Below are 12,755 nucleotides of genomic sequence, written 5' to 3' on the forward strand. Positions count from 1 at the left end.
TCGCGCAGCCCTGGCCATGACCCGTCCCACCCAAGTAAGTAGCAGCAGGTGTCGTTCTGAGCCTTCAAAACGACACCTGCTGCTACTTAGTTGGGCCTTAGACCGTGTAGTGGACTCCGGCCACGGCAACCGCGACGTCGCCGTTGAACACCGGCTTGGCCTCGGCCATCACCTTGGTCTGCGACGTCCAGACCGGAATATGGGTGAGGAGCAGCCGGCGCGCCCCGGCGGCGGCTGCGGCCTCGCCGGCGCGCTTGCCGGTCAGGTGCACGTCCTTGATGTCGTCGTCGCGGCCTTCCTCGAAGGCGGCCTCGCACAGGAACAGGTCCGCGTCCTTCGCGGCCTCTTCCAGCCCGGCGCAGGAGTCCGTGTCCCCCGAATAGGTGAGCACCCGGGTGACCGGAACGCCGTTGTCGGACGGTTCGGTGACTTCCACCCGAAGGGCGTAGGCCTCCTCCACGGGGTGGTTCACTGCGAACGGCGTCACGGTGTACGGACCGACTGTGACGGACTGCCGTTCAGTCCAGTTGGTGAAGTCGAATTCCTCGTGCATGCCGGGGTCAAGCTCCAGCCCGTACGCCGTGGCCATCCGGTCCGCCGTGGCGGCAGGGCCCCAGACCGGAATCCGGTCACGCCCCCAGCCGCCCGGCTTCCACCGCACAGCCACATGGAGGCCGCACAGGTCCATGCAGTGGTCCGGGTGGAGGTGCGTGAGGAAGATCGCGTCGATGTCCTCCAGGTCCGTGTACCGCTGGATTGCACCGAGGGCCCCGCTGCCAAGGTCCATCACGATCTTCCAGGTCCGCTCGCCGTCGTGGGCGGTCAGCAGGTAGCACGACGCCGGGGAGCCGGGTCCCGGGAAGGACCCGGTGCAGCCAACAATGGTCAGCTTCACAGGCGGGAACCTCCGGCCGCGGATCCGCTGACGAAGTTGGAGAGCCGTGGCCGGGCGGCGCCGGCCTGGGCGGCCGCGATCATCTCCGGCGTTATTCTGGCCAGGCTGCCCGTGGGGTACTGTGCGGCGACATGGTCCACGTGCCGCACACTGAGCACTTCCGGGCCCAGGAAGCGCCTTGCCAGGGTTTCGAACTGGCCTGCTTCCCCGGTGGCGATGAAGTGGTGCTGCGGCGGTGCCTCGAGTGTCCGCTGCAGATCGTGCGAGACGAGTGCCCGGTACACGTCCTTGGCTGTTTCCTCCGCGCTGGAGACCAGCGTGACGTCCTCGCCCATGACGTACGAGATGACTCCGGTGAGCAGCGGGTAATGCGTGCAGCCGAGGACGACGGTATCCACGCCTGCCGCGCGGAGCGGTTCAAGGTACTCCCGGGCGACGGCCAGCAGTTCCGGGCCGGTGGTAACGCCGGCTTCCACGTAGCTGACGAAAGCCGGGCAGGCCACGGACGTGATGTGCAGGTCCGGGGCGGCGGCGAAGGTGTCCTCGTAGGCGCGGGAGCCCACGGTCGCGGACGTCCCGATGACGCCCACACGCCCGCTCCGGGTGGCGGCCACGGCCCGGCGCACGGCCGGCTGGATCACTTCGATGACCGGGATCCCGTAACGCGCCGTGTACCGTTCACGGGCATCCCGCAGCACGGCGGCGGAGGCGGAGTTGCACGCGATGGTCAGCAGCTTGACGCCGGAATCGACCAGCTCATCCATCACGCCCAGGGCGTTGGCCCGGACCTCGGCGATGGGCAGCGGTCCGTACGGGCCGTTGGCGGTGTCGCCCACATAGAGGATCGACTCGTTGGGCAGCTGGTCGATGATGGACCGCGCCACAGTCAGCCCACCGACTCCGGAGTCGAAGATGCCGATAGGCCGCGAGCCCATGGGGCTGTTGTCCGTGCTGATCGCTGGGGAATCCGCCGCAGCTCCCGCTGCCGGATCCGTGCTCGAGGCTGTTGTCATGATTATTCGAGGATAGGGCTTCCCTGTTGGTGCGGCCATCACATTGTGTCGTCCGACTCATGTCGGATGGGTCACACTTGCGTGACGGGCCGCCGGGGGCACACGCTTCCGGTCAGCCGCGCGATTCCATGGACTGGAGCATGGCCTGCACCAGCGATTCCTGCAGCCACGTGGTGAAGTTGTACACCAGCGCCAGGTAGCTTTCCACGTCTTCGGCCTGGGACCAGTCCTGCATGGTGTGGACGTGGTCGGCGTCGGCGTCGTCCCGGATGTCCAGCCGTTCGGCCAGGACAAGCCGCACGTCGTTGAGCGCCTGGGACCAGAGCCGGGCATCGGCGGGTGAAAGAACCACGTCATTGGTGTCCAGCCCCAGCGCCGCCGCCCGCAGGGCGCCGATCTTGTTTTCCCGCAGTGAGCGTTCGGTGAGCTGGCGGAACTCCAGGGAGGCGGCGTCGTCGTTCTTCGTGACGTTGGGCAGCAGCCGCCGCAGCGCGCGGTCCGACGGTTCCTGGACATTCATGTCCAGCCCGATCAGGGCGGTCAGCGGATCTTCGCTGGCACTTTCCGCCGGCTCGAGCATGGAGATGACGTCGTCAATCAGGCTGCGCAGCAGTTCCCGTTCCGCGGGTTCCAGGTACCCGGTAATGCCTTTGAGTCCGTATTTGAATGCCTTAGCCACGTTTGCCTTTACCCTTGCCGGATCCGCCGTCTTTGCCGCCGCCGGTGGCTTTCTCCACCGTTGCCCACAGGCCGAAGCCATGCATGGCGACGGCGTGCTGCTCCACCTGTTCCTTGCTGCCGTGCGCCACGATGGAGCGTCCCTTCTTGTGGACCTCCATCATGAGCTTGTTGGCCTTGGGCTCCGAATAGCCGAAGTAGCTCTGGAAGACATAGCTCACGTAGCTCATCAAATTGACGGGATCATTCCAGATCACCAGGTTCCAGGGAATGTCCGGGGCCGTCAGGGCGTCGGTGGACGTCACTGTTCCGGTCTGGGTGCTCTCCTGGGTGTCAGGGCCGAGCGCAACGCTTAGGGTCATCTGTCCATTCTAGGGCGATGCGCACTAGAGTGAATTCGTGAGTACCTCTGCTGGCTGGGACCATCCCCGCACGTCTTTGTACACCGACCACTACGAGCTGACCATGCTCCAGGCGGCCCTGCATTCCGGCGCCGCGCACCGGAAGTCGGTGTTTGAGGCGTTCGCCCGCCGGCTTCCGGACGGCCGCCGCTACGGGGTCGTGGCCGGAACGGGCAGGTTGTTGGAGGGCATCGCGGACTTCCGCTTCGGCGGCCCTGAGCTGGATTTCCTCCGGAGCACCGGAGTGGTCAACGCCGAAACCCTGGACTACCTGGCCGGGTTCCGTTTCACCGGCGATATCTGGGGTTACGCGGAGGGCGAAGCATATTTCCCCCACTCCCCCATCCTGATTGTGGAATCAACGTTCGCAGAGGCCTGCATCCTGGAGACGTACATTCTCTCGGTGCTCAACCACGACAGCGCCATCGCCTCCGCAGCGTCCCGGATGATCACTGCAGCAGGCACCCGGCCCTGCATCGAGATGGGCTCCCGGCGGACCCAGGAGGAATCCGCGGCCGCGGCCGCCCGCGCAGCCGTCATCGCCGGCTTCGACAGCACCTCCAACCTGGAAGCCGGGCGGCGCTACGGCATCAAGACCGTGGGCACCGCCGCCCACTCCTTCACGCTCCTCCACGACACCGAACGGGAAGCGTTCGAGGCGCAGATCGCCTCGCTCGGCAGCGGAACCTCGCTGCTGGTGGACACGTACGACGTCGAAACGGCCGTCCGCACGGCCGTTGACCTTGCGGGCCCCAAGCTGGGGGCAGTCCGGCTGGACTCCGGGGACCTCGTGGCGCAGGCCCAGTGGGTCCGGCAGTTGCTGGACGACCTTGGCAACGAGAACACCAAGATTGTGGTCACCTCGGACCTGGATGAATACGCCATCGCAGCACTGCAGTCGGCACCGGTTGATTCCTACGGCGTCGGCACCTCGCTGGTCACCGGTTCCGGTGCCCCGACTGCGAGCATGGTGTACAAACTCGTCAGCCGCACGGATGACGCCGGGGAATTCGTTTCGGTGGCCAAGGCCGCCAAGAACAAGGCGAGCAAGGGCGGCCGGAAGTACGCGTTGCGACGGCTCAACGAGCGGGGCGTCGCCACCCAGGAGATCGTCGGGGTGGGACACCGGCCCGAAGACGACGGCAACGACCGCCAGCTGCTGCAGCAGTTCATCAAGAACGGCGAGCTGCTCCCCGGCTGGACCGGAACGGAGGGCGTGTTCCGCGCCCGGCAGCGGCACGTGGACTCCATGGCGGAACTGCCCGCCGTGGTCAACCGCCTGCAGCGCGGCGAACCGGCCATCCCCACCATCTACGAGGAGAACTGATGTCCCGCGCCCTGATCATTGTTGATGTCCAGAACGATTTCTGCGAAGGAGGCTCCCTCGCCGTCAAGGGCGGTGCTGAGGTTGCCGGGGCAATCAGCGAGTACGTCGATGCCCATCACGGCCAGTTCGACCACATCGTGGCGACTCAGGACTGGCACATCGAACCCGGCCTGCACTTCGCGGAGAAACCCGACTTCATTGACACCTGGCCGCCGCACTGCGTGGCCGGCACCAAGGGCGCGGAACTGCATCCGGACCTGGACACCGAGTACATCCAGGCCTATTTCCAGAAGGGCCAGTTCACGGCCGCCTACTCCGGTTTCGAGGGCATCCTTGCCCCCGAGGACGCCGTCCCGACAGGTGACCGCAAGCCCGGGGCCCTGCCGTTGCCGGACGACGCGGTGGCGTTCACCGCCAGTTCATTCGCCGACGAGGATGCGATCGGCCTGGACGACTGGCTGCAGAGCCATGACGTGGAAGACGTGGTGATCGTGGGCCTCGCCGCCGACTACTGCGTGATGGCCACGTCCCTGGATGCCGTGCAGGCAGGCTACTCCGTGACGGTGATCCGGGACCTGACGGCCGGGATCGCCGACGACCTCGACGACGCCTACGCCGAAATGGAACTGGGCGGCGTGGACCTGGCCTGAGCCGGCCCTTCGTTGATGGCCGGCCCTACTTGCGGCCGATGAACCAGTCCTGAAGCTTCCGCAGCCTGGCCTGCAGCTGTTCCTCGTTGGCCTGCGCCACCGGCGGGCCGCCGCAGACGGTGCGGAGCTTGGTGTGCACCACGCCGTGCGGCGTTCCGGTCCGGGCGGACCAGGCAGCCACGTTCTTTGCCAGTTCGTTGCGGAGGTCCATCAGCATCCGGTGGTCCGGCACGGCAGGGGCGGCAACGGGCTCCGTGGACCTGAGCTTCTTGCGGCTCTGCTGCTCGTGCTGGCGCTGGCGCAGCAGCGTGCCCACCTGCTCGGCGTCCAGGAGACCCGGGATGCCGAGGAAGTCCAGTTCGTCATCTGATCCGATGTCGCCGCCGGTGCCGAACTCGCCGCCGTCGAACAGCACCCGGTCGAACAGTGCCTGCGAGTCCAGGGCCTCGAACTTGCCTTTGGTGAGGCTGTCGGAGGCTTTGTCCTCCCGGTTGGCCTCCTCCATCAGCGAGTCCTCCGGATTGAACAGGCCGTCGCCGTCCTCTTTCTCCGGCCGGTCCAGGGCATGGTCCCGTTCGGCCTCCATCGAGTTCGCCAGCGCGGTCAGCTGCGGAACGGAGGGCAGGAACACGGAGGCCGTCTCGCCCCGCTTCCGGGCACGCACGAACCGGCCCACGGCCTGGGCGAAGAAGAGCGGCGTGGACGTGGAAGTCGCGTAGACGCCCACCGAAAGCCGGGGCACGTCCACACCTTCGGACACCATGCGGACGGCAACCATCCAGCGCTTTTCGCTGGCGGTGAATTCCTCGATCTTGCTGGATGCCTTGGCGTCGTCGGAAAGGATCACGGTGGGCGATTCGCCGGTGATCTTCTTCAGCTGGCCGGCGTAGGCGCGGGCGTCGTCGTGGTCGGTGGCGATCACCAGGCCGCCGGCGTCGGGCACGGTCCGGCGGACCTCGCTCAGGCGCTTGTCCGCCCCGGCCAGCACGGCCGGGATCCATTCGCCTGCCGGGTTGAGGGCGGTGCGCCAGGCCTGCGAAATGATGTCCTTGGTCACGGCCGTCTCGCCCAGGGAAGCGGCCATCTCCTCGCCGCCGCTGGTGCGCCAGCGCATCTGACCGGAGTAGGCCATGAACATGACCGGACGGACCACGTGGTCACGGAGGGCGTTCCCGTAGCCGTAGGTGTAGTCGGCTTTGGAGCGGCGGATGCCGTCCCGGTCCTCGGCGTACTCCACGAACGGAATGGGCGAAGTGTCCGAGCGGAACGGCGTTCCCGTCAGCGAAAGGCGGCGTGCTGCCGGATCAAAGGCTTCACGGAGGCCATCACCCCAGGACAGGGCTTCGCCGCCGTGGTGGATCTCGTCGAGGATCACCAGGGTCCGGGCAGCCTCAGTCTTCGCGCGGTGCAGCATGGGCTTGCTGGCCACCTGGGCGTAGGTGACCGCCACACCGATGAAGCCGCGGCCGTGCTGCCCGTCCGAGTTCTTGAAGTTGGGGTCGATCGCGATCCCCACCCGGGCCGCCGCATCAGCCCACTGGCGTTTCAGGTGGTCCGTGGGCGCCACGATGGTCACCCGGTTCACGGTGCCGGCTTCGATCAGCATCGAGGCCACACGGAGGGCGAAGGTGGTCTTTCCTGCTCCGGGTGTTGCGACGGCCAGGAAGTCCTTGGGGCCGGTCGCAAAATAGCGGTCAAGCGCTTCCTGCTGCCAGGCCCGGAGCTTCTGCGCGGTTCCCCACGCTGCCCGTTCGGGGTAGGCCGGTGGCAGCGTTGGCCCGCCAAAGAGTGTCTCCGTCACGCAGAGCCCTCAATTCCCCGCGTTGCGGCAGCCGTCAGCGAAAGACACATAAACATAAACACCAATCTGTTCCGGAAGAGCCGCACTGGTCCGGTAACCACGATCATCACGTCACGGGACGCGCGCAGCAGGGAATAGCGCACCGTGATTTGTTGCCCTGGCCGGGCACGGTCACCTCAAGGAATGGGTGACCGCAGGGAAGCGCCGGCTACTTGCCGGAATCGTCGCCCGGGCCCTTGCCGCCGTCGTTGCCGGGACGCAGGCCTTCGTAGACCTCTTTGCATTCTGGGCAGACCGGGAACTTCTGCGGATCGCGGCCGGGGGTCCACACCTTGCCGCACAGTGCGATGACAGGGTCGCCCGTCACGGCCGATTCCATGATCTTCTCTTTGCGCACGTAGTGGGAGAACCGTTCCCGGTCACCGGGCTCCACTTCCTGGCGCAGTTCCTCGCGCTCGATAGTGGCAGTGGACGTTCCTGCTCCGGAAAGCTCACGCATCGGGTCGTTTTCGAGGGGATCCGTCATGCTAGTCATGGCATCCATCTTAGCCGTTGTCCCGGACAAAAAACTGAACCCCGCGGCTACAGGCCCTGCCACCCGGGCTTGTTGTCATAGGTGTGGCGGTAGTAGTCGGCCAGCCGGAGCGACGACGCAGCGGCCTCATCCACCAGGATTGTGGCATGCGGATGCATCTGGAGCACGGACGCGGCGCAGATGGCGGCGACCGGACCCTCCACGAGGTCCCGGACAGCCTGTGCTTTCTGGGCGCCGGTTGCAATGAGGATCACGTGGCGGGCGTCCATGATGGTGCCCAGCCCCTGGGTGAGCACATGGTGGGGAACATCATGGATGCTCTTGAAGAACCGGGAATTGTCCCGGCGCGTCTGTTCGATCAGGCTTTTGATCCGGGTCCTCGACACCAGGGACGAGCCCGGCTCGTTGAACCCGATGTGGCCGTCGGTCCCCACCCCCAGCAGCTGCAGATCCACGCCTCCGGCCGCCTTGATGGCTTCTTCATACGCCTGGCAGGCGGCCGGGATGTCAGCCGCCGAGCCATCGGGGCTGTGGACGTTCTCCGGAGCAATGTTCACGCGGTCCGTGAACTCCCGCCGGATCACTTCCCGGTAGGACTGCGGATGCCCCGGCTCAAGGCCCACGTACTCGTCCAGGGCAAAGCCGTGTGCCCTGCTGAAGTCGAGGCCATCCTGTTCGTGCCTGCGGGCAAGTTCGTCGTAGACCGGCAACGGGGAGGACCCGGTGGCAAGGCCCAGGACAGCGTCCGGTTTCCGGCGCAGCAGGTCCTCGACGGCGTCCGCCGCCAGGGCTCCGATCTGCTTGCTCCCCGGAAGAATCACGATTTCCATGGCCAACCGCCTTTCCGCGTCCCTATTACTACATCATGCCCCGGGCCGGCCTAGCGGTTGACTGCGAGCTGGGCCAGCAGTTCCGGGCCGCGCGCGTCAAGCCACTTGCCGCCGAGGCGGACGCCTGCCACGAAGAGGGCCAGTCCGAGGACCGGACCCAGCACAAGGTTGATCCATCCGGATACCATGCTGCCCGTGATTGACTGCGCGATGAACAGCGCCGCTTCCGGCAGCACCAGCACCAGCAGCACGCCCATCCCGCCGAACTGCACGGCCATGGTCTGGGCGACATTTCCCGGGGGCTTCTTGAACGGGCTGTCGCCCGGAAGCGGAACCGCAACGGTGTACCGCGCCGAAACAACGGACGCCAGGCCCAGCCCGGTGAACAGGATGCCAAGGGACAGTCCGAGCAGCGACGGAAGCCATTCCCAGTCCCCGGTGAAGAAGAACGGGCCGATGCTGAAGACCAGCACGATCGGGAGTGCGAACGCCAGGCACGCAAGGGCCCGCCCCAACCTGTCGTGGACACCACGGACGCCGCTGGACAGATGGAGGGCAAACGCGGTGTTGTCGTACGAGACATCCGCGGAAATCGACCAGGCCAGCAGGAACGCCGCCAGCGGGCCGGTAATCGCAAGCACTCCGTAGTCACCGGTCTGGCTCGCCTGGAAGAACAGCAGGACGGGCAGCAGCGGAATGACCACCAGTGAACCTGAATACCGGGGATCGCGAAGCCAATAGGTCAGCGAGCGCGCCGCAACAGCACCCGTGGGCGTCGCCGGCATCACTGCGAACAGCCCCATTCTTCCGGCGCGCTTCTTGCCGCCGGCCGTGTAGGGCGGGGTGACGAGGGCATGCTGCAGGAGCACCTTCCAGCACCAGGCCAGGCCGGCCAGGGTTGCCAGCGCGATGAGGAGTTTCAGGACGGCCGGTCCGTAGTGACCCGCGGCGGCGTCTCCGCCGAGCGACCACGCTGCGCCTGCCGGCGTCCACGCCAGAACCCGTGCGAGATCGGCCAGGAAGCCGGCGGAGCCTGAAGCTCCCTGGGCAACAAATGCCGCCAGCGGCCCCATAAACATCAGCGGAACCATAAAGGCGAGGGCGCTGACATCCTTGAACCGCCGGGAGGACGCCAGGCCCGCCGTCGCCGTCGTCACAACTTTGGAGAGGACAACGCAGGTCATCACACCAAGGACGGCACCCAACATGGCAGCCAGAACAGCAGGCACTCCCCTGCTCCAGGTGCCCACCGTGGCCAGCGCGACGAGGGCGGTGGCGATGCCGGGGATCCCGATCAGTCCGCCGAGGGCAAGCCCGGCCAGCAGCTGCGGCATGGGCACTGCCGCGGTGGTGAAGCGTGCCGGGTCCAGGGTCATGTCGGCGGAGGAGGCAACAACAGGGACGATGGCCCAGCCCAGGAAGGCGGCGGAACCGCCCAGCACCACCACGGTCTGGGCAAGCTCCAGCTCAGCCGTCCGGAGCAGCACCAGTGCCACGCCGAAGAAACCGGCGATCCCGACGGCATACAGCCCGCCGATGATCAGTCCCAGCAGCTGCCAGGGGCTGCGCCGGAGGCTGTTGCGCAGGAGCGTGATTTTCAGCCTTAGAAGGTGCGCAACCATTCCAGGCCCTCCGTCTGGCTTCGGCCGCCCACCAGCTGGACAAACCGGTCCTCCAGGGAGGCGCCGGCGCGGACTTCCTCCACCGTGCCGGCCGCGAGCACCCGGCCCGCGGCAACCACAGCCACGTGGTCGCACATCCGCTGGACCAGGTCCATAACGTGGCTGGAGACGATCACCGTCCCGCCGGATGCAACGTAGCGGTCCAGGATGTCCCGGATGTTCGCCGCGGAGACCGGGTCCACCGATTCAAACGGTTCATCGAGTACCAGCAGCCTGGGGGCGTGGATGAGGGCGGAGGCCAGGGCGATCTTCTTGGTCATGCCGGCTGAATAGTCCACCACCAGGGTTCCGGCGTCGGCGCTAAGGTCAAGCGCGGCCAGCAGTTCCGCCACCCTGACGGACACCACGTCTTTGTCCATCCCGCGGAGCAGCCCCGCATAGCTCACAAGCTGTTCCCCCGTGAGCCGGTCAAACAGCCGCACGCCGTCGGTAAGGATGCCCATGAGCTTCTTGGCTTCGAGCGGCCTTGCCCAGACGTCGACGCCGTGCACCAGGGCGGTGCCGAAGTCGGGCCGGAGGAGCCCCGTGGCCATGGACAGCGTGGTGGTCTTGCCGGCGCCGTTGGGACCCACAATCCCGTAGAAGGACCCTGCCGGCACGTCGAGGCTGATGCCGTCGACTGCGATCTTGCCGCCGAAGCGTTTCGCAAGGCCGCGGATGGCAAGGGCTGGAACGGGATGCTGCTGAGGGCCGGCGGACGGATCAGGCCCGGGTTGCGGTTCAGTCATGGTGCCAGCGTAGTCTCCCGGATGTCCCGGGAGGATCGTCCGAAAGGGTTACTTCCTAGAAAGAATGGCGGGGAATGGCCCGTTCATACTGCGGGGCCCACGGGAGCTCGTGGCCGAGCTCGAAGGCGGCCCGAAGCCACCAGTGCGGGTCGCGCAGTGCCGCGCGCGCAATGAAGACCCCGTCAGCCTGGCCGGTGGCGACGGCGTGTTCCGCCTGCCCTGCCGAGGTCAGGAGCCCCACGGTGCCGGTGCGGACGCCTGCCTCGCGCCGGATCCGGGACGAGAAACCTGTCTGGTAGCCGGGACCGGCGGGAATCTGCTGGTGCGCCACCGCTCCCCCGCTGGACACGTCCACCAGGTCCACGCCGTGTTCGGCGGCCGCTCCGGCCAAACGGACCGATGCCGCGGCGTCGATCCCGCCTTCGGCCCAGTCCGATGCGGAGATCCGCAGCAGCAGCGGCATCGAATCGGGGATGGCGTTGCGCACCGCGTCCACCACGGCCAGGGTCAGCCGGTTCCGTCCGGACTCGTCGCCGCCCCATTCGTCAGCACGGTCGTTGATGAGCGGGCTCTGGAACTGATGCAGCAAATAACCGTGGGCGCCGTGGATTTCGATCGTGTCGAACCCTGCGTCGACGGCCCGGACGGCGGCCGCGGCGAAGTCCGCGATGACGCCGTCAATTTCCGCCGCGGTCATGGCGCCGGGTGCCGCGTACCCGTCGAACGCCGAGGTGCCCGGCCCCACAGTCTCCCAGCCGCCGTCGGACGCCGGCACTGAACCGCGCTTCCCCGAGAAGGGCCAGTAGGTCGAGGCTTTGCGGCCCGCGTGCGCCAGCTGGGTGCCGATCTTGGCGTCCGCCGCGCCGTGGCGGTGCACAAACGCCGTGATCCGTTCCCAGCCGGCTGCCTGCTCGTCGTTGTAGATTCCGGCGTCCATGGGGCTGATCCGGCCGGCTGCGTTGACTGCCGCAGCCTCGGTGAGGATCAGCGCCGCTCCCCCGGCCGCGAAGGACCCGAGGTGCATGAGATGCCAGTCGTGGGGTACGCCTTCGCCGGTGTCAGGGCCGCAGCTGTACTGGCACATGGGCGAGACCCACCCGCGGTGGCGCAGTGTCAGTGAACGGAGCTCCAGCGGTGAAAAGAGGGCCGGGGGCATTAGAAGAGCACCCGCGCCAGCCCCTGCCGTGCCTTGGCGACGCGTTCATCGGACGGGCCCACCACCTCGAAGAGATCCAGAAGCCGGACCCGTGCGGTCTCGCGCTCCGGGCCGAAGTTCCGGCCGATGAAACCGACGATCCGGCCCAGTGCGTCGTCGATGTGTCCACCGGCAATATCCAGGTCCGCCACGCCCAGCTGGGCATCGAGGTTGTCCGGCTGATCAGCGGCGAGCTGGCGGAGCGCATCGCCGTCCGGACCGGTCAGCGACTGCAGGCGCTCCATCAGTTCCACCTGGGCGAGGCCGGCTTTGGCTTCCGCGTCCGCGGGCATTTCCAGCAGCGCCTGCCGGTAGGAAGCGGCCGCAGCGGCGTAGTCTCCGGCCTCAATGGCGTCGTAGGCTGCCTGGTGCAGCGGGGGCAGCGGGGGCAGCGGGGCAGGTTCGGCGTCGGCGGGTGCGGCTCCGGCGCCGCCGAGGCTGCCGGTGACGCCGTTGGCGGCCGCGACCTTCAGCAGTTCATCCAGCAGGCTGCGCACCTGCTGTTCGTCGGCTCCGCCCTGGAACAGCGGCACCGGCTGTCCCTTCACCACGGCCACGGCCGTCGGGACTGCCTGGACCTGGAAGGCCTGGGCAAGCTGCGGGAATGCGTCGATGTCTGCGGCACCCAGGACCAGGCGTCCGCCATAGCTGTTGACGATGTCCTCAAGGACGCTGATCAGCTCGCCCGAGGCGGGCGAATAGCTTGCCCAGAGGCCGAACACCACTGGCACCTGCGCGGACAGTTCAACGAGCTGCTGGAAGTTTGCCTCGGTGACGTCGACGCGTAGCGGCTGCCCGCCGGTGTCCGGCGCCGCCCCCTCGGCAGGCGCCGACGGCGGCACGGCCCCCGGCTGCCCGGCAGAAGACTGCCCGCCGGCGGGCGGCTGCCCTCCCGCCGGTGGCGCAGGGCGCTGTTTCAGGCTGGAAAGGTCGACGGCGCCACGCAGGTTGAGCTGGCTGGCAGCGGCTGGAGGGACTGGACGGGAGGCTGGCGAACTCATAGCCTCCACTCTAGCCACT

The 12,755-nt window shown here is 67.3% G+C and carries 13 protein-coding genes; 2 read left to right on the forward strand and 11 right to left on the reverse strand.

All coding sequences use genetic code 11. From position 1 onward, the window contains the following. Nucleotides 1-97 precede the first annotated feature (97 nt). From AB0N24_RS09170 to clpS, 4 genes are all read right to left on the reverse strand, one after another. Entirely contained in the window at nt 98-895 is a 798-nt protein-coding gene (locus AB0N24_RS09170) for an MBL fold metallo-hydrolase (protein WP_364123060.1), read from the reverse strand. Then, entirely contained in the window at nt 892-1,947 is a 1,056-nt protein-coding gene (murI, locus tag AB0N24_RS09175; RefSeq protein WP_364123062.1) for a glutamate racemase, read from the reverse strand. The genes AB0N24_RS09170 and murI overlap by 4 nt, the downstream gene beginning before the upstream one ends. Before the next feature lie 73 nt (nt 1,948-2,020). Then, nucleotides 2,021-2,587 carry a DUF2017 domain-containing protein gene (locus tag AB0N24_RS09180; RefSeq protein ID WP_104172367.1) on the reverse strand — a complete coding sequence of 189 codons (567 nt, stop codon included), beginning with the start codon at nt 2,585-2,587 and terminating at the stop codon, nt 2,021-2,023. Continuing rightward, a complete protein-coding gene (clpS, locus tag AB0N24_RS09185) occupies nt 2,580-2,948 on the reverse strand; it encodes an ATP-dependent Clp protease adapter ClpS (protein ID WP_028270073.1) in 369 nt (122 codons plus the stop codon). Before clpS ends, AB0N24_RS09180 begins: the two co-directional genes overlap by 8 nt. A gap of 37 nt (nt 2,949-2,985) precedes the next feature. On the opposite strand from clpS, the gene AB0N24_RS09190 reads away from it, so the two are divergent. Further along, the gene (locus AB0N24_RS09190) at nt 2,986-4,314 is read left to right on the forward strand and encodes a nicotinate phosphoribosyltransferase (protein WP_364123064.1); all 1,329 of its coding nucleotides are present in this window, start codon (nt 2,986-2,988) and stop codon (nt 4,312-4,314) included. Then, on the forward strand, nt 4,314-4,964 hold the full coding sequence (locus AB0N24_RS09195) for an isochorismatase family protein (RefSeq protein WP_364123066.1): 651 nt from the start codon (nt 4,314-4,316) through the stop codon (nt 4,962-4,964). The genes AB0N24_RS09190 and AB0N24_RS09195 overlap by 1 nt, the downstream gene beginning before the upstream one ends. 25 nt (nt 4,965-4,989) lie before the next feature. Here AB0N24_RS09195 and AB0N24_RS09200 read toward each other — a convergent pair whose 3' ends face one another. The 7 genes from AB0N24_RS09200 to AB0N24_RS09230 form a co-directional block, all read right to left on the reverse strand. Then, nucleotides 4,990-6,765: a DEAD/DEAH box helicase gene (locus tag AB0N24_RS09200; protein WP_364123068.1), complete on the reverse strand. Its 1,776-nt coding sequence runs from the start codon at nt 6,763-6,765 to the stop codon at nt 4,990-4,992. Nucleotides 6,766-6,973: 208 nt separating this feature from the next. Continuing rightward, the gene (locus tag AB0N24_RS09205) at nt 6,974-7,309 is read right to left on the reverse strand and encodes a DUF3039 domain-containing protein (protein WP_364123070.1); all 336 of its coding nucleotides are present in this window, start codon (nt 7,307-7,309) and stop codon (nt 6,974-6,976) included. A gap of 38 nt (nt 7,310-7,347) precedes the next feature. Beyond that, nucleotides 7,348-8,130, reverse strand: a complete 783-nt coding sequence (nagB, locus tag AB0N24_RS09210) for a glucosamine-6-phosphate deaminase (protein WP_364123072.1) — start codon at nt 8,128-8,130, stop codon at nt 7,348-7,350. 50 nt (nt 8,131-8,180) lie between these two features. Continuing rightward, nucleotides 8,181-9,752, reverse strand: coding sequence for a transporter (locus tag AB0N24_RS09215; protein ID WP_364123074.1), 1,572 nt, complete (start codon nt 9,750-9,752; stop codon nt 8,181-8,183). Beyond that, nucleotides 9,734-10,540, reverse strand: a complete 807-nt coding sequence (locus tag AB0N24_RS09220; RefSeq protein WP_364123076.1) for an ABC transporter ATP-binding protein — start codon at nt 10,538-10,540, stop codon at nt 9,734-9,736. Before AB0N24_RS09220 ends, AB0N24_RS09215 begins: the two co-directional genes overlap by 19 nt. Nucleotides 10,541-10,595: 55 nt before the next feature. After that, nucleotides 10,596-11,696: an NADH:flavin oxidoreductase/NADH oxidase gene (locus AB0N24_RS09225; RefSeq protein ID WP_364123078.1), complete on the reverse strand. Its 1,101-nt coding sequence runs from the start codon at nt 11,694-11,696 to the stop codon at nt 10,596-10,598. Next, nucleotides 11,696-12,736 carry a tetratricopeptide repeat protein gene (locus AB0N24_RS09230; protein ID WP_364123080.1) on the reverse strand — a complete coding sequence of 347 codons (1,041 nt, stop codon included), beginning with the start codon at nt 12,734-12,736 and terminating at the stop codon, nt 11,696-11,698. The genes AB0N24_RS09225 and AB0N24_RS09230 overlap by 1 nt, the downstream gene beginning before the upstream one ends. Nucleotides 12,737-12,755: the final 19 nt, after the last annotated feature.

It is taken from the genome of Arthrobacter sp. NPDC093128 (assembly GCF_040683875.1).
Taxonomy (GTDB): Bacteria; Actinomycetota; Actinomycetes; order Actinomycetales; family Micrococcaceae; genus Arthrobacter.

What these genes read in the sequence shown, in the direction of transcription:
- murI (WP_364123062.1), bottom strand. Translation starts at nt 1,947, where the DNA reads ATGGCCGCACCAACAGGGAAGCCCTATCCTCGAATAATCATGACAACA.
- clpS (WP_028270073.1), bottom strand. Translation starts at nt 2,948, where the DNA reads ATGACCCTAAGCGTTGCGCTCGGCCCTGACACCCAGGAGAGCACCCAG.
- AB0N24_RS09195 (WP_364123066.1), top strand. Translation starts at nt 4,314, where the DNA reads ATGTCCCGCGCCCTGATCATTGTTGATGTCCAGAACGATTTCTGCGAA.
- AB0N24_RS09205 (WP_364123070.1), bottom strand. Translation starts at nt 7,309, where the DNA reads ATGGATGCCATGACTAGCATGACGGATCCCCTCGAAAACGACCCGATG.
- nagB (WP_364123072.1), bottom strand. Translation starts at nt 8,130, where the DNA reads ATGGAAATCGTGATTCTTCCGGGGAGCAAGCAGATCGGAGCCCTGGCG.
- AB0N24_RS09215 (WP_364123074.1), bottom strand. Translation starts at nt 9,752, where the DNA reads ATGGTTGCGCACCTTCTAAGGCTGAAAATCACGCTCCTGCGCAACAGC.
- AB0N24_RS09220 (WP_364123076.1), bottom strand. Translation starts at nt 10,540, where the DNA reads ATGACTGAACCGCAACCCGGGCCTGATCCGTCCGCCGGCCCTCAGCAG.
- AB0N24_RS09225 (WP_364123078.1), bottom strand. Translation starts at nt 11,696, where the DNA reads ATGCCCCCGGCCCTCTTTTCACCGCTGGAGCTCCGTTCACTGACACTG.
- AB0N24_RS09230 (WP_364123080.1), bottom strand. Translation starts at nt 12,736, where the DNA reads ATGAGTTCGCCAGCCTCCCGTCCAGTCCCTCCAGCCGCTGCCAGCCAG.